Here is a 15,775-nt window from a genome sequence, read left to right on the forward strand (position 1 = left end):
TGTGTCGCGTGCTGTCGCGGGTGAGCGGACGTGGCGACGCTCTCAGCGGTCGCGTCGCCCGCCGTGGCCCGGGTAGTCCCGCTCGAACCGGTCCTCGATTTCTCCCTCGCCGAACTTGACGACGGTCGGGCGGCCGTGCGGGCAGGCCCACGGGTTCTCGCAGTCGTCGAGCGCGGCGAGCAGGTCCACGACTGAGCCTTCGGTCAGCGACGTGTTGCCCGTGATTGACGGGTAGCACGCGAGGTCTGCGATGAAGGCGTCGGCGAGTTCGTCGACCGTCTCGTCGCCGCCAGCCTCCTCCGAGACGAATCCCGCGAGCACGTCGCGGATGTCCTCGGGGTCAAGCGTCTTCCGGAAGACAGCTGGGACTGCGGTGACCCGAACCTCGTTTCCGTCGCCTTGCTCGGCCCGAAAGCCGAGTTCGGCGAGTGCGTCCCGGTAGTCCGGGAAGACGGCGGCTTCGCCCGCGGTGAGTTCGAGGTCGACCGGCGCGGCGAGCGCCTGCGCTGTCACGCCGTCGGCGAAGGCTGTCCGCAGGCGCTCGTAGTTCACCCGCTCGTCGGCGGCGTGCTGGTCCACGAGGACGAGTCCTTCGGACGATTCGGCGACGAGGTACGTCTCGCGGTACTGCCCGAGCACGTCGAGCGACGGGAGCGTCTCGTAGTCGTTCGGGTCGGTCGCCTCGACGCCCCCGAGCGTCGTCTGTGTCTGGCCGCCGCCGAACTTCCGAGCCGAGTCGGTTCGAGTCGAACCGTGGGCCTGTGAGGGCTCCGGGCCGGATACGGCGTCTTCGGTCACCGATTCAGTACGTGTCTCGGCCTCGGAACCCTCGCTGTCGGTCTCAGTTTCGTCGGTGTCGTCGGCAGTCCGCTCCTCCGTCGTTCCCGAGTCTTCCAGCGAACCCCCACTCGGGCCGAAGTCGCCGAGGTCGTCCGGGTCCGGGCGTGTCTGCTCACCTGACGATGCCGATTCTCGCTCTGCTGGTGGTACCCAGCCCTGGTCGGCGTAGCGGTCGGTCGGCTCCGTAGTCGTCGACTGCGTTTCCGTCGTCTGGCGAGTCGTGTTCGCCGTGTTCGTACTTCCACTTCCCTCGGCAGCCGAGTCCGAGTCAGCAGTGCCCTCTCTTGCCGGTTCGGTCGCTCCCGCCGAGTCGACAGTATCGCCGGCCGATGCCGACTCCTCACCGACATCCGACTCCGGCCGGACCTCCGCCTCTGCCGCCTTCGACCGGCCGCGGGGCGCGGACGACCGTAACAGCCCAGCGTCCAACAGCGCGTCTTCGACCGCGTTCCGGACCTGTCTGCGGACGCCAGCCTCGTCGCCGAATCGGACCTCCATCTTCCGCGGGTGGACGTTCACGTCGACTTCGCCTGCTGGCAGTTCGAGGAACAGCACGACGAAGGGATACCGGTCCGAGGCCAGTTGCCCGCCGTAGGCATCGAGCACCGCGTCCCGAACCAGTTTCGAGGTGACGTACCGGCCGTTAACGAACGTCGAGACGTACTCGCGGGTGCTCCGCGTCGTCTCCGGATGTGAGACGAGGCCAGACACCGCGTCGAGTGGGTCCTCACGCGGGTCTTCGTCGGCGTCGAGGTCGACCGGGTGCATGGCGCGAGCGACCTCGCTGCCGTAGACGTTCATCACGGTCGAGCGACGGTTGCCCTGTCCGGTCGTGGCGAACACCTCACGGCCGTCGTGTTCGAGTGTCACGGCCACGTCCGGGTTCGCCAGCGCGTAGCGCGTGACGACGCGGTTCACGTGACTGAACTCGGTCGCTCGCGTCTTCAGGTACTTCTTCCGGGCGGGCGTGTTGAAGAAGAGGTTCTCGACCGTGATGGTGGTCCCTGCCGGGCAGCCAGTCGGTTTCACCGACTCGACCTCGCCGCCCTCGTAGACGAGTTCTGTCCCCTCGCCAGCGGGGTCGTCGCGCGGTTTCGTCCGGATGGTCGTCTTCGAGACGGCCCCGATGGTGTGCATCGCCTCGCCGCGGAAGCCGAGCGTCGACACCCCACCCTCTAAATCGTCGATGTCGCCTATCTTGCTCGTCGTGTGTTCTTGCACCGAGGCACGAACGTCCGTCTCGCTCATGCCGATGCCGTCGTCCGAAATCTCGATGCCCTCGATGCCGCCCTCTTCGACCGAAACCGTGACCCGGTTCGCGTCGGCGTCGAGGCTGTTCTCGACGAGTTCTTTGACGACCGAGGCCGGGCGCTCGACCACCTCACCGGCCGCGATACGCTCTATCGTGGCCTGGTCGAGTCGGCGGATGTCCGTGTCCGGCATGCTTGCTGGCACAGCCTTCGACCCGGACCTAAAAAACGTACCGTGGTCGCGGCCAGTGCGCCCAGCCGTCTCGGCCGACGCCGAGCGACGGACCGGTTCGGAATCCCGAATGTATCGACCATTCTTACTAAACACTGAGAAAACACGAGTATGGACTTCGACGAGAAGCCGACGAAGAAGTGGCTACTCTTCCACGGAATCTCGCTATTGGGGTTCATCCAGCCGTTCAGAGACCCGCTCTCGGTCTGGGACAGCGCGTACCTGGTCGTCTCGCTCGGCTTCGTCGCGATGAAGCAGTGGGACTGGTGGGAGGCGCGTGTTCCCGAATACACGCTGCTCGGCTCGTTCCTCATCGCTGGCGGTGGGGTCTTCTTCTACGACCACATGTCGATGGGCGTAGAGACAGCACTCGGTCGGCTGTCGCTCGTCGGATTCGCGCTGTCCACCGTCACCGGAACGCTCCTCATCGCGACCAGCATCACCGAGGGCGACACGCTCGTCACCGTCGGGTACGCGCTCTCCGTGTCAGTCCTGTCCGGGCTGGCAATCTGGGAGTACGTGTTCGGCTCGGCCAGTCCGTGGATCGCTGGCTTCGAAGCGGCCTTCGCAGCGGCCATCACACTGCAGTGGCTCGCACGCCGAGGCGTCACTGAGCGATTCTCTACCCGGGTCTCGGTGCGTTTCGACAGCTACTGGAGTCGTGACCTGACGAGCCGGTTCGTCCTCGGCCTCTTCGGACTGGTCCTCAGTGCTGCGGCCGTGTTCGTTCTCGGGACGGTCGCACTCTCGCTGTTCCGGCCCGACGGTGCCCCACTCGTCGCCGGTCTGTTGTATGCCCCCATCTTGGCTGCCGGGGTCGCCCTCGTCTGCCACGCAGTCGGGATGGTCTCGCTGGACGAGATGGACCCGTTCTACTGAGGTTCATACCGGAAGCCGACCCAGCCCCCTCGTGACCTGACAACCGGTCGCGCGTCGGTCGAGGCGGGTGTGGGCCACGCCGTCGCGTGCAACAGCCGTCCACGTGGTCCCTGTTCGCCATCTCTACGACTCGTCCCGGGCGTCGTCGCCATCGGTCGAAACCCTAGAAACAGTGAGATCTCTTCACCGAGTCCTGACACCCGCATGGACGTTCTGGAGCGATTCAACGAGCGGTACCCGTTCGGCGAACACCTTGGCGTCGAGATTACCCACGTCGAAGAGGGCTACGTCGAGGGCAAGATAGAACTCGAAGACTACCACTCACTGTCAGACACGACACGATTGGCCCACGGCGGCGTCGCGTTCGGACTGGCGGACTCGCTGTCGGCGGCCGCACTCGCCTCGGTCGAAGGCAATCCGGGACCGACCCTCGACGTGCGTATCGACTACATGCGTCCGGCCACCGGTGACATCTACGGGAAGGCGGAAGTCGCCCGCTACGGGAGCGATACCGGCGTCGTCGAGGTCGAACTCCTCGACGAGGACGACCGACGGCTCGGAACGACCCGCGGGGTCTACAAGACGAATCTGGTCGAAGAGCAGAACCCCTTCGTGGGGTAGTCGGTTACTCTCGGTTCTCTCGGTTCAGCTGCTCCTGCCACTCCTGCACCTGCCCCATCAACTCGATGGGCGAGACGTGGCTCACGTCGAGGTCCGACAGTTCGGACAGCACGGCTTCGGTCTCTGGGTCGAGTGCTGGTTCGTCGTCGCCGTCGTCGCCGTCTTCACCAGATTCCTCGCGCGACTCGCCACCGTCGGCAGTGGCCATGCTCCCGCTCCCGAGGTCGAAGACGACCTGCTGCGTGCCACCGCCCGAGGATGACCCGCCGCGCGCCTCGATGGCCTTCTCCTGTCGCAGTCGGTCGAGCACGTGTCGTGCTCGGTCGACGACCGGCCCAGGGACTCCGGCTAAATCGGCGACGTGAATCCCGTACGACCGGTCGGTCGGTCCCTCGCGAACCGTCCGGAGGAAGGTCACGTCGCCGTCGCGCTCGTCCGCCGCGACGTGGACGTTCCGAACCCGGTCGAGGTGGTCCGCGAGTGCCGTCAGTTCGTGGTAGTGGGTCGCAAAGAGCGTCTTCGCCCGAATCTCGTTGTGCAGGTACTCGACCGCCGACCACGCGATGGAGATACCGTCGTAGGTCGCGGTCCCGCGGCCGACTTCGTCGAGGATGACGAGCGAATCCTCGGTCGCGGAGTGGAGGATGTTGCTCAACTCTTGCATCTCGACCATGAACGTCGAGCGACCCTGTGCCAGTTCGTCCAGCGCGCCGACTCGGGTGAAGATACCGTCGACCAGCCCGACAGTGGCCTCTTTCGCCGGGACGAAACTGCCGACCTGGGCCAGCAGGACGATGAGTGCCGACTGGCGCATGTACGTCGACTTCCCGCTCATGTTCGGCCCGGTGACGATGGTGAACGTGTTCTCGGGGTCCATTCGGCAGTCGTTCGGGACGAACTGGACGGACTGTTCGACGACCGGGTGGCGGCCCTGTCGCACGTCGAGTTCTCGGTCCTCGGTGAGTGTCGGACACGTCCAGTCGTTCGTGACGGCGTGCGTGGCGAGACTCTGGAGCGCGTCGACTTCGGCCACGGCGCGGCCAACGTCCTGCAAGAGTTCGGCCTGCGCCGCGACACGCTCGCGCAGTTCTTGAAACAGTTCGTACTCGACGTCGCCGCGTCGGTCTTCGAGTTGGACGAGTTCGCGCTCTTTCTCGGTGAGTTCGTCAGTGACGAACCGCTTCGAGTTCTTGAGCGTCTTCACGTGCTCGAAGTGCTCTGGAACCTGGTCGGCGACCGACCGGCCGACCTGCACGTAGTAGCCGTCGGTCTTGTTCCGGTCGACCGTGACGTGGCTCAGGCCGTATTCGCGTTTGACCCGGTCGGCGAGCGAGTCGAAGTACTCCTGGACGGCTTCGTGGCGCTCGCGCAGTTCGTCTAAGTCGTCGTCGTAGCCGGGGCGGAACAACCCGCCCTGACGGACGGTCTGCGGTGGGTCGTCGACCAGTGCGTCGGCCAGTTCCTCGCGGAGCGTCGCGGCCGCCTCGCGGTCGGGCCGGTCGACGGCCGCGGCCAGTGGCGAGTCCGACAGGTCGGGCGAGGCATCGATGGTCTCGGCGAGTTGCGGAAGGACGCCGAGGGTGTCTCGTGCTCGCAGCAGGTCGCCAGCGTCGGCGCTGCCACTCACGGCCTTCGAGGCGAGTCGTTCGAGGTCGTAGGCCGAATCGAGTACGTCGCGGAGGTCTTCACGACCGAGCGCACCGGCCGCCAGCGCGCGGACCGACTCCTGTCGTTCTCGGAGCACCGCGAGGTCCTGTCTGGGTCGCTGTATCCACTCCTTGAGCAGTCGCCCGCCCGGACTCGTGACGGTGTGGTCGATGGTGGCGAACAGGCTGCCCTTCCGGTCGCCGTGCATCGTCTCGGTGAGTTCGAGGTTGCGCTGCGTCGTCGCGTCGAGTTCGACGTGGTCGCGGCCGTGGTACGGCTGGACCCGCGTCATCGACGCGAGGACGCCGGTACCGGTCTCGGCGACGTAGTCGAGGACCGCCCCGCCAGCCCGCACTGCCAAATCGGTCACGCCGAGGCTGTCAAACGTCTCCTCGCCGAAGTGCTCGCGGGCGGTGTGCGCGGCCTTTCCGGGGGCGAAGGCTTCCGCGACGTGCGTGCTGATTCGGGCACCAGTTCGGTCACGGATTCGGTCACAGAAGTCCTCGTCATCGCGCACGTCGGGGCCGGGGAGGACCTCTGCCGGCGAGAATCGGTACAGTTCCGTGAGGGCGGTGTCGGGGTCCGCGACGCTCGTCACGAGGAATCGGCCGGTCGTCACGTCGGCGAACGCAAGACCGAACTCGCTCCCGTCGCGGACGAGAGCCGCGAGGTACTGCGCGTCTGCGGCGGTAGTCTCCAGCAGCGTCCCCGGCGTGACGACCTTCTCTATCTCGCGGTAGATGTCGCCGTTCGCCTCGTGCTGGTCTGCCACGGCGACGCGGTAGCCGCGTTCGACCAGTGCCTTCAGGTACGGCGTCAGTTCCTTCAGCGGGACGCCGGCCATCGGATACGAGGAGCCGTGGCTGGACTTCTTGCTCACCTTCAGGTCGAGTTCCGCGGCGACCAGTTCGGCGTCGTCAGCGAAGAACTCGTAGAAATCGCCACACTGCATCGCCAACACGTCCGCCTCGGTCTCGTCTTTGAGTGCGAGGAACTCGCCGACGATACCCGTCGCCTCTGTCATGCGAGAGTGTGGGCGGTAAACGCGGTAAAGTCCTGCGGGTTCGCGCGAGTCACGACTCGATATCACACGACGATTTATCAGCCCCGGCCACGCGGTTGCCGTATGGCCGCCGACCCGAATCGACTCGTTCGCGCACTCGTCTACGCTGTCTTCAGTTTTTTAGTCACACTCGGCATGGGTGTGCTGTTCGAGGTTCCCACCGACGTCGCCCTGTTACAGTCGACCGGTGTCTCACTCATGATGATCGTCACGACGTTCTTGCTGGCGACGGCCGGGCTCTGAGCGTTCGGCGGCGCGAGAGCTATGGCTGATGGTCTCCTCTGTGACGACAATGGATGCTGAGTCTGAACCGTGCGTGCTGGTCGTCGACGACGAGCAAGCCGTCGCCGATGCCTACGCGCTCAGACTGGGGACGTGGTACGCAACGCGAGTCGCGTACGAGGGAGAAGCAGCGCTGGAGGCGGTCGACGACGACGTGGACGTGATGCTCCTCGACCGCCGGATGCCCGGCCTATCGGGCGACGACGTACTGGCCCAACTGCACGAATCGGGGGCCCGGACGCGAGTCATCATGGTGACCGCGGTCGACCCCCACGTGGACGTGCTCGACCTGGGCTTCGACGACTATCTGTGCAAACCGGTCGACAGGGAGACGCTCCGAGACGCGATAGAGTTCCAGCTTTCGGTCGGAGACGAAGACGAACAGGTTCGAGAGTATCTGTCACTGGTCGCGACGCTCTCCGTGCTCGCGGCGAAGAAGTCGTCCATCGAACTGGAACGCGAAGAGCGCTATCTCGACGCCTGCGAACGGCGAGACCACCTACACGAGACACTCGCAGCGTCAGTCTCGGGCCTCGACGACATGGTCACACAGTTCGAAACGATTGGACACACGTGCTGAGGACGTGCTGCTGACGTGAGCGTCACGCTGCCTCCGAACCCGTCTCTCTCGATGCCGACAACGTCTCACAGAGCGCAAGCGTCCGTTCGGTGAGCGTGTCAGCGTCTGATGCGACGAGTTTGCACATCGACTCTTTCCCCGGCGCGCCCCGGTCGAGGACCGCGTACGGGGTCGGCGCGTCGCCGCCGAACGTGTGGCGTGCTGCCCAGCCCATCGTGTTCCCCTCTTCGTCGGGCGTCGGCTGGTCGGCTCTGTCGTACTCGGCGATGGGCCAGCCGAGGTCGGCGAGCGCGCGGTCGACGTCGTCACCGAACCGGCAGTTCACGGCGAACCGGCGGTCGGGGACGTGTTCGCGCGCCGCGCAGAGGAACCGAGCGACGTGGCTCGACGCGCCGAAGCGGACACCGCCGTTCGGCCTGACACCGTAGCGAGTGCGTGTGATACGGCCGTCGACCGCGACCGTCTCTTCGGGCGTCTCCGCGGTGGGAAGCGCCCCGACGACGTTCATCCCGACTTCGGGGACGAGTACGGCGATATCGTGGTCGACGAACGTCGCCACGACGGATTCGACGGCTGCGAGCGTCTCACGGGCGGCCGCGTCGTTTCGCACGTCGACGAAGTGGTTGACTGCGCCGTCACCCGCCCCCACGTCGGTCGCGTAGCGAATCGCTCGCTGGATGTACTCGATTCCCGACGCGACGGCCGGTTCGAGGTCGTCGCCCTGTGCGAGTCTGGCCGTAATCGCGGCCGAGAGCGTACAACCGGAGCCGTGGGTGGTCGCGTCGGCGATGCGTGGATGTCGGAACGTCGTCGTGTCGTCGGCCGTTACGAGGACGTCGACGACCTCGTCACCGGGGACGTGCCCGCCTTTGACCAGCGCCGCGTCGGCACCCATCGCGAGCAGTTCGGCGCCGGCCTCGCGGGCGCTCGCGACGTCCGTCGGCTCGATATCGGTCAGGACCGCCGCTTCGTCGGCGTTGGGCGTGACCAGCGTCGCGGCGGCGACGAGCGACTCGTAGGCGCGCTCGGCCGCATGGTCGAGCAGTCTGTCACCTGACGTGGCGACCATCACCGGGTCGACGACGAGCGGGCCATCGAGTCCTGCGAGTCGGTCGGTGACGGTCTGGACGATGCCCTCGGTCGCCAGCATGCCGGTCTTGACCGCCTGTACGTCGAAGTCGCCACAGACGGCGTCTATCTGGGCGAGGACTTCGGTCTCGGGCAAGACGTGTACCGATTCGACGCCGCGGGTGTGCTGGGCCGTCACGCTCGTCAGTGCGCTCGTGGCGAACGCGGCGTGTGCTTCCATCGTCTTCACGTCGGCCTGTATTCCGGCCCCACCGCCGGAATCGCTGCCGGCGACGGTCAGTGCCACTGGCCGGGTCTCGGTCGCTGGCTGTCGCGTGGTCATACGACGATGATACTACCCAGTAGTACAAATGAGTGATGAACCACGAAAAGGAGGCAGTGGGGAGTGAGTCGTGGTCAGTCCTCGAACGAGAACTCGTAGCCGAGTTGGCACAGCAGGTCGAACATGTCGAACCAGCCGTAACTCTCGGTGATACACTCGTCCTCGAAGCGGTTGACCCAGAATCCGGTCGTCTGGAACGACTCGCCGGTCGGGCCGTAGCCCCAGAAGTCGCCCTCGTGGGTGCCCGCGAACGAGACCCAGGTGAACGTCCACTCGCCGCTCGCGGTGAAGGACTCTGCCTGCATCGAGAAGTCCGGGAACGCCTCGAAGTACGTCGACAGCAGGTCCGCGAACTCGTCGTAATTCGAGACGTATTCGCCGCTCCATCCATACGGAATTTCGGTCTCCAGTTCGGGGGCGAAGTACTCGTCCAGTCCGTCGAGGTCCTGTTCGTTGACCCCGCCGATGATGGCGTTCAGTATCTCGCCGTACCGCTCGATGAGCTGTGAATCGTTCGCTGCCATGTAGAATCTCCAGTAGTACGATACGACGAGCGAGAATATATACTTTCTTAGTTATTTTTGTCGAAAGTAACTTTCGCGGCGGATACGAGGTTACCAGCGAGGAACCAAACGAAACAGAACAGAATCACTTCGTTGCGAGTAGATGCGGAACGCTCTGAAATCAGACTGCTTCGTCGGCCAGACTACACTACCGCAGTAAGACCGTCCAATCGACTTCAGCGTGCCCGTGCGATGGGGGCCTCCCACGCCCACACGACGAGCGTCCCGACGACGAGGACCGCACCGGCGAGTGCGAGCGCGAACAGCGGCGACGAGAGGTCCGAGAGGACACCACTCGCCAACTGGAACGGTACGACGGCGAGCGCGCTGACCATCGCCATCGCGCTCAACACGGTCGCACGACCGGTCGACTCGATTCGGTCGTTGACGTACTGACTCGCGAGCGTGCGCGCCGTGTCTGCGACGCCACGGATGCAGAGCATGACGGGGAGTGCGAGCAGCGGCACAGCCCACATCCCCACGAGCGCGCCACCGACGGCGAGCGGGAGGCCGAAGAACCACGCGCGCAGGCCGACCCAGTCTTCGATGACTCCCGCGTTGTAGCTGAGACCGGCCCCGACGAGACTGATGGCAGCGTAGTACCAGCCGAGTGCCCACTCGACCTCGGTCTCGGGGAGGCCAGCGTCGACCACGACCGTCTCGAACACCGGCTGGACGAAGATGAACACGAGGTAGAGAACGGCCGCGAAGAGGACGGAGTACGCGAGGACGAACGCGCGAACCCGGCGCTGAGTGAGGACACCGCGGGTGATGGCGAGCGCACGGCGGAGCGAGAATACTTCAGTGGTCCCAGCTTCGTCGTCGGCCACACTCGGTTCGGACAGCGAGAGGAGGACCGGAATCCCCAGTCCGGTGATGCCAGCCGCGACCCAGAACGGGTAGCGGAGGTCGATGCCGCCGAGGTAGCCCCCGACGACTGCCCCGACGACGCCAGTGAGCAGTGCGACCGATTCGCCTCGGCCGCGAACCCGCGCGAAGTCGTCGGCCGACAGTTCGGTCGTGAGTGTGTCGTACAGCCACGCGTCCTCGGTTCCGGACCGAAAGGCGTAGCCGACCGACCAGCAGGCGTAGAGTGCGAGAAAGGCTGGGAACGTCGACGCGAAGCCGAGGCCGACCAGCGTGAGCGTGATGACGACCGTCCCGAGCAGGAGGCTGTTCCGTCGACCCACACGGTCACCGACGTAGCCCGTCGGTACTTCCCCGAGCACCGTCACGAGGTTGTACGTGGCCTCCAGCGCCGTAATCTGTGTGAACGTCAGGTCGGCCGACAGGAAGTAGAGGTACATCACCGGGCGGTAGAACTCCACCGCCTTGGTGGCCTTGTACAGGTAGTAGCGCAGCACACTCGACGCCGGGAGAGCCATCGTCCCAACCCTGACACCGGAGCCGGTGGTCGTTTTCGGTCTCCACCGACCAAAATCTGTCACGCGGCGCGAGAGTCAGGACACGCTCTTATCCTTCGGTGCCGACTGCACAGTCGTGAGCGGACGGACAGCAGACTGGAACGACTTTCTGACGAACCGACTGGTCGAACGAATCGAGGACGTACCGGCAGACCCAGACCCAGGAACGTACGTCGTCGTCGACGTGATGCACTTCTCGACCACCGTCGTCGAACTACTGGCGAACGGGGCCGACTACATCCACATCACCGAGGAGCGAGGCGACGAGTTCGACTTCCGCGACGCGACGCCAGAGACGGTCATCGGCGGGAGCGCGACGCCCAACTACGAACCCACCGAGGGCTACGACTTCTTCAACTCGCCGAGCTACGTGCAGTCGCTCGACCTCGACGGCCGGCCGGTCGCGATGACCTCCTCGAATGGGGGTCGAGCCGTCGACAAACTCGCCGGTGCTACCGACACGTCGGTGTACATCGGGTCGACCACGAACGCGGCCGCGCTCGGGAATCACCTTCGTGGGAGTGACGACCCCGTCCACATCGTCGCCGCCGGGAAGGACGGTGCCGCGGCGACCGAGGACACCATCGGCGCGATGCTCATCGCGCGTCACCTCGCCGACCTACCGGTCGCACCTGTCGAGGCCGACCTCTGGCGCGAGCAACTGGAGTACGCCAAGGGACCGAACTACCCGGACAAGCACGAAGTCAGGAGCCGAGACGTGCGAGAGTACGCGATGTCGCTCTCTTCACGTGCGGTCCTTCCGAAACTGGAGGGTCGTCGGCTCGTCGACGAGGCTAGCTGACTGACGCGGTACTACTCGGCCAGTCCGGAGAGGTCGCCCCAGACATCCCACGCGGGGTCTTCGTCCGGATGTTCGACGCGTTCACTGTCGACGTAGAACCCGTCTCCTGCAGAAATTCGACCGACAGCAGCGACTGGTGTGTCTCGCCCTCGAAGTGCATCGAGTACCGAATCGACACCGTCGGGTTCCACCGCGAGCAACAGCGACCCCGACGTGGTCGATGCCCACGGGTCTATGCCGAGGCCGTCACAGACAGCTCGGACGTCCGAATCGACCGGAATCGACTCGCGCTCCACGTCGATGCGGACATCTGCGGTCGCCGCCAGCTCCGCGATTGCCCCGTGCAGGCCACACTCGGTGGCGTCGTGCATCGCGGTCACCGGCCCGGACGCGGCCGCCACGAGTGCGTCCCTGACGTGGCCGGTCTGTGGCAGTCGCTCCGCGAGTCGGTCGAGGTCGGCGTCGACGCCACGCTCGCGTAACTGGTCGGGGAAGAGGCTCGCGAACAGGGCAGTCGCCTCGACCGCGGGGCCGTGCGTGACGAGCAAGTGGTCGCCCGGTTGCGCGCCGTCCGGCCGAATCACGTCTTCGTGGCGGCCGACGCCCAACACCGTCGCGCCGCCGACCCAGGGGAACGAACAGCCGTCGTAGCGGGCGGTGTGTCCCGTGAGGACGGAGACGCCGAGGTCGTCCAAATCGTCGGCCATCGCGGTCCAGACCGCGGCGAACTCCTCGTCGCGAATCTCGGGCGGGAGCGTGAACTCGATGGCGAGGTGACTCGGTGGGATGCCGGAGACGGCCACGTCGGCGAGGACGACGCCCAGTGCGAAGCGCGCGGCGCGCTCCCAGCCGAGACCGGGGAGAATGGAGATGGGGTCCGTCGCCGTGACGAGCGCGCGGTCAGCTACGTCCAGCACGCCGAAGTCGACGCCGTGTCGCGGCCCGACGGCCACGTCGTCGCGGTCGGCTCCGAGGTTCGGGTAGATGTGCTGGTCGAAGAACGCGCGGTCTATCTTCCCTCGGTCGGTCATCGCTCGGTGCTACCACCCGATCGGTCAAAGGGGTGCTGTTCTCTGACGAGTGCTGTCTCCAGTCGAGTCCAGTTCTCAGGCCAGCCACGCCGGGTCCGGCAGGACGTTCGGGTCACCGAGGAGACCCGCCGCGGTCAGCATCCCAATGAACAGCGTCGTGACGATGATGCTCGCCGCCGGCGGGTCGAGGTGCGTGTCGGCGTGGGCGTAGAGGACGCGTTGGCCGAGTTCGCCTACGACCGCGCCGACCAGGCCGGCCACCGCACCGAGCAGAATCGCCTGCGAGAGTGGCAACGCTGCCGCGAGTGCTCCGGGCGAGGACGCGCCACCGGCGGCCGCGACGACGACGAATCCGGCAGGCAGCGTCATGTGATGCGTGACGGGGATGTCGGCGACGCCAGCGACCACGTACACGAGCAAGACGACGCTTACACCGAAGCCGAGGAAGACACTCGCGGTGTGGTACGTGAGGAAACCACCGATGCCACCGAAGACGAGGCCAAGCGCGGCGACACCCGGCCACTTGTACTGGTACGGGAGCCACGGTTCGACGGTGTGGCGGGCGGCGGAGCTGTCGACGACAGTGTTGCCATCGACCGCGGCCCCGCCATCGGCCGCGAGTTTCGGCTCGTCGCGCTCGTACGGCGTCATGTCGAGCAGGCCCCGTCGCGCGCCGACGAGCGAGTAGCCGAAGACGGCCCGGTGTGCGAGTGCCGACGCGACCACGCCGAAGGCGACCGGGTCCCACGGGGCGACGACTGCCGAGGCGGTCGCCAACCAGTGGCCGAGGACGCCGAAGGCCCCGCCGACGAGCAATACGTCGAGTCGGGTCCCGAGGCCCTGCGTGACGTTCTTCGCCTCGTGGTAGTCGAAATCGGTGTCGATGTAGCCCTGCTTCGCGGCGTAGGCGACCGCCGCCGCACCGCCGCCGAAGCTGACGTGTGGGCCGAACACCGGGCCGAAGGCGAGCGTGCCGGTGAGTGCGAGGTCTGGTGCGCCAGTCGCCAGCGTCTCGCGGCCGAGGTCGTACAGTTCCCCGACGACCACGAGGACGCCGGTGAGGGTGAACGCGGGCAACGCTCCGACGGCCGCGCCGAAGACGCCACCGGCGAACGCGGCCAGCACGAGTTCGAGCGCCCAGAGGTCACCGACTGCCACTGGCTACCTCGTCGAACAGGTCGATGACTCGTTGCTCTATCTCGTCGCGAATCTCCGCGACTTCCTCGGGCGACTTCCCGTCGGGGTCGGTGAGGTCCCAGTCGCGCACGTCCACGTCGGCGTCGAGACTGAGCGTCGAGCAACCCATCGTCGCCACCACGTCGCAGGCTTCGAGTGCTTCGTCGGTGACTTCGAGCGGCGTCCGGTCCGAGACGTCGATATCGAGTTCGTGCATCGACTCGACGACTTCTGGGTGGACGTGGTCGGCGGGCAGTGTTCCGCCCGTGACGATGTTCCAGTCGAGGTCCCGGCGTGCGACTTCGCGCTCTGCGAAGGCGGTCGCCATCTGGCTGCGACCAGCGTTCTGGACGCAGACGAAGCCGAGGGTCGTCATCGGGACACCTCCGTGTCCGCTTCGGAGTCGTCGACCGCGGCGAGCAGTCGCTCCGCGAGTGCTGTACTCTGGTAGTAGCGCCACTTCCCGTCTTTTCGGCGCGAGACGAGGTCCGCGTCGGTCAGCTTCGACAGCGCGTGGCTGATGGCACTCTCACTCACGTCGAGTAGTGGGTCGAACTCGCAGACACAGAGTTCGTCCTCGGCGGCGACGAGCAACCGGACGATGCGATAGCGCGTCTCGTTGGCCAGTGCCGAGAACAGGTCGACGTCGCGGTACGGGTCGACGGTCGACGCACGGTCGTCGAGTGCGCGCAGGTCGGCGACGCGCTCGTCAACGTCGCCCTGACAGCAGTCGCCACACTCGTCTGAGATGAGTCGCTCCAGCCGCTGGGTGTCGGACATGATTGAACGATTCTTCAATCGTTCAAGTAAGTGTTCTGGTCTGGCTGTCGGTGTCGAACGACAGCAGAATTACTTGTTCGGCTCGTCAGCGTCGGCACCGCCCGTGCGCCGACCGGTGACTTCGCTCGGGCGCAACTCCCAGACCGTCGGCTCGAGTTCGGCGACGTCCTCGCCGAACACGCGCAGTGGCTGGTAGCGTTCGTTGATTTCGGTCTCGGTGATGTCGTCGGCACGTACGAGGTCTCCACGTACGACGATGCTCCACGATTCGTCTGCTGAGTCAGAACCGTAGACGACGAGCGAGGCCGTCTCGGTAGCGTCGGCGTAGGCCATCTTCTCGCTCCCTTCGCGGGCGGCCAGTCGGAGGCAGAATCGGCCGTCCTGGTAGCTGTACGAGATTGGGACTGCGTAAGCGTCACCGCCGTCTGCCAGTGAGAGGACGCCGTGACCGTGTTCGGTCAGTCGGCGCTCCAGTTCCTCGTCGTCCATGCCGAACGTGTAGACGTACTCGACGTGTTCCATGGCTGAGAGTAGGAGGCCCGAGATGATGGCCGTTCCCCCGGCGGGTATTTCACGCTCGCAGGCGCAGTCCCGGGCATGACCGACCGACGCGCCGGCCTCGTTCTCGCCGGGGGGTTCTCGACCCGCTTCGGTGACGCAGACAAGGCGGTCGCCGACTACGACGGCGAGCCGATGGTCCGCAGGGTCGTCGACCGACTCTCGCGCGTGACCGACGGCGTCGTGGTGAACTGCCGGGCCGAGCAGGTGCCAGCACTCCGCGAGGCACTTGCCGGCCGGGACGACGTGGCGCTCGCCGTCGACCCCGCGCCGGACGCTGGGCCGATGGCCGGCATCTGGGCCGGACTTCGCGTAATCCGCGCGCCCTACACCGCTGTCGTCGCCTGTGACATGCCCGCAGTCGACCCGGCATTTCTCGAACTCTTGTTCGAGCGCGCGGCGGGCCACGACGGCGCGCTCGTTCGCACCGACGACGGCTGGTTCCAGACGACACAAGCCGTGTACCGAACCGAGGCGATGCGGGCCGGCTGCGAGGCCGCACTCGGTGGCGACGACGCCCGGATTCTGGCCGCGCTCGACGGACTGGCCCTCACAGAACTGACCGAGGACGAAGTGCCGGACATGCGGACGTTCACCGACGTGAACGAGCAGGACGACCTCCAGTAGGAGACGGAT

The 15,775-nt window shown here is 66.0% G+C and carries 16 protein-coding genes; 6 read left to right on the forward strand and 10 right to left on the reverse strand.

All coding sequences use genetic code 11. From position 1 onward, the window contains the following. Nucleotides 1–42: 42 nt before the first annotated feature. Complete coding sequence (mutL, locus tag ACSC1P_RS15660) at nucleotides 43–2,283, reverse strand: DNA mismatch repair endonuclease MutL (RefSeq protein WP_435361131.1); 2,241 nt, start codon at nucleotides 2,281–2,283, stop codon at nucleotides 43–45. 150 nt (nucleotides 2,284–2,433) lie between these two features. On the opposite strand from mutL, the gene ACSC1P_RS15665 reads away from it, so the two are divergent. Then, nucleotides 2,434–3,201, forward strand: coding sequence for a hypothetical protein (locus ACSC1P_RS15665; RefSeq protein ID WP_435361132.1), 768 nt, complete (start codon nucleotides 2,434–2,436; stop codon nucleotides 3,199–3,201). Between the two features lie 204 nt (nucleotides 3,202–3,405). After that, complete coding sequence (locus ACSC1P_RS15670; RefSeq protein ID WP_435361133.1) at nucleotides 3,406–3,822, forward strand: PaaI family thioesterase; 417 nt, start codon at nucleotides 3,406–3,408, stop codon at nucleotides 3,820–3,822. Nucleotides 3,823–3,826: 4 nt separating this feature from the next. On the opposite strand, the gene mutS is transcribed toward ACSC1P_RS15670, so the two are convergent. After that, nucleotides 3,827–6,493, reverse strand: a complete 2,667-nt coding sequence (gene mutS, locus ACSC1P_RS15675) for a DNA mismatch repair protein MutS (protein WP_435361134.1) — start codon at nucleotides 6,491–6,493, stop codon at nucleotides 3,827–3,829. Nucleotides 6,494–6,595: 102 nt separating this feature from the next. On the opposite strand from mutS, the gene ACSC1P_RS15680 reads away from it, so the two are divergent. Further along, complete coding sequence (locus tag ACSC1P_RS15680) at nucleotides 6,596–6,775, forward strand: hypothetical protein (protein ID WP_435361135.1); 180 nt, start codon at nucleotides 6,596–6,598, stop codon at nucleotides 6,773–6,775. A gap of 49 nt (nucleotides 6,776–6,824) precedes the next feature. Next, nucleotides 6,825–7,394, forward strand: a complete 570-nt coding sequence (locus tag ACSC1P_RS15685; protein WP_435361136.1) for a response regulator — start codon at nucleotides 6,825–6,827, stop codon at nucleotides 7,392–7,394. A gap of 22 nt (nucleotides 7,395–7,416) precedes the next feature. Here ACSC1P_RS15685 and thiD read toward each other — a convergent pair whose 3' ends face one another. From thiD to ACSC1P_RS15700, 3 genes are all read right to left on the reverse strand, one after another. Continuing rightward, nucleotides 7,417–8,805: a bifunctional hydroxymethylpyrimidine kinase/phosphomethylpyrimidine kinase gene (gene thiD / locus ACSC1P_RS15690; RefSeq protein WP_435361137.1), complete on the reverse strand. Its 1,389-nt coding sequence runs from the start codon at nucleotides 8,803–8,805 to the stop codon at nucleotides 7,417–7,419. A gap of 74 nt (nucleotides 8,806–8,879) precedes the next feature. Then, the gene (locus tag ACSC1P_RS15695; protein ID WP_435361138.1) at nucleotides 8,880–9,329 is read right to left on the reverse strand and encodes an ester cyclase; all 450 of its coding nucleotides are present in this window, start codon (nucleotides 9,327–9,329) and stop codon (nucleotides 8,880–8,882) included. Between the two features lie 215 nt (nucleotides 9,330–9,544). After that, complete coding sequence (locus ACSC1P_RS15700) at nucleotides 9,545–10,753, reverse strand: MFS transporter (RefSeq protein ID WP_435361139.1); 1,209 nt, start codon at nucleotides 10,751–10,753, stop codon at nucleotides 9,545–9,547. Between the two features lie 115 nt (nucleotides 10,754–10,868). On the opposite strand from ACSC1P_RS15700, the gene ACSC1P_RS15705 reads away from it, so the two are divergent. Further along, nucleotides 10,869–11,594, forward strand: coding sequence for a 2-phosphosulfolactate phosphatase (locus tag ACSC1P_RS15705; RefSeq protein WP_435361140.1), 726 nt, complete (start codon nucleotides 10,869–10,871; stop codon nucleotides 11,592–11,594). A gap of 11 nt (nucleotides 11,595–11,605) precedes the next feature. On the opposite strand, the gene ACSC1P_RS15710 is transcribed toward ACSC1P_RS15705, so the two are convergent. From ACSC1P_RS15710 to ACSC1P_RS15730, 5 genes are all read right to left on the reverse strand, one after another. Beyond that, nucleotides 11,606–12,625, reverse strand: a complete 1,020-nt coding sequence (locus ACSC1P_RS15710; protein WP_435361141.1) for an AIR synthase family protein — start codon at nucleotides 12,623–12,625, stop codon at nucleotides 11,606–11,608. Between the two features lie 75 nt (nucleotides 12,626–12,700). Further along, entirely contained in the window at nucleotides 12,701–13,783 is a 1,083-nt protein-coding gene (locus ACSC1P_RS15715; RefSeq protein WP_435361142.1) for a DUF7973 family transport facilitator, read from the reverse strand. Further along, nucleotides 13,770–14,177, reverse strand: coding sequence for an arsenate-mycothiol transferase ArsC (locus tag ACSC1P_RS15720; protein WP_435361143.1), 408 nt, complete (start codon nucleotides 14,175–14,177; stop codon nucleotides 13,770–13,772). The genes ACSC1P_RS15715 and ACSC1P_RS15720 overlap by 14 nt, the downstream gene beginning before the upstream one ends. Then, complete coding sequence (locus tag ACSC1P_RS15725; RefSeq protein WP_435361144.1) at nucleotides 14,174–14,581, reverse strand: ArsR/SmtB family transcription factor; 408 nt, start codon at nucleotides 14,579–14,581, stop codon at nucleotides 14,174–14,176. Before ACSC1P_RS15725 ends, ACSC1P_RS15720 begins: the two co-directional genes overlap by 4 nt. A 69-nt stretch (nucleotides 14,582–14,650) precedes the next feature. After that, nucleotides 14,651–15,103: a pyridoxamine 5'-phosphate oxidase family protein gene (locus ACSC1P_RS15730; protein WP_435361145.1), complete on the reverse strand. Its 453-nt coding sequence runs from the start codon at nucleotides 15,101–15,103 to the stop codon at nucleotides 14,651–14,653. 75 nt (nucleotides 15,104–15,178) lie between these two features. On the opposite strand from ACSC1P_RS15730, the gene mobA reads away from it, so the two are divergent. Continuing rightward, a complete protein-coding gene (gene mobA, locus ACSC1P_RS15735; RefSeq protein WP_435361146.1) occupies nucleotides 15,179–15,766 on the forward strand; it encodes a molybdenum cofactor guanylyltransferase in 588 nt (195 codons plus the stop codon). Nucleotides 15,767–15,775: the final 9 nt, after the last annotated feature.

This window comes from Haloarchaeobius caseinilyticus (genome assembly GCF_051207395.1).
In the GTDB taxonomy this organism is placed as follows: Archaea; Halobacteriota; Halobacteria; order Halobacteriales; family Natrialbaceae; genus Haloarchaeobius.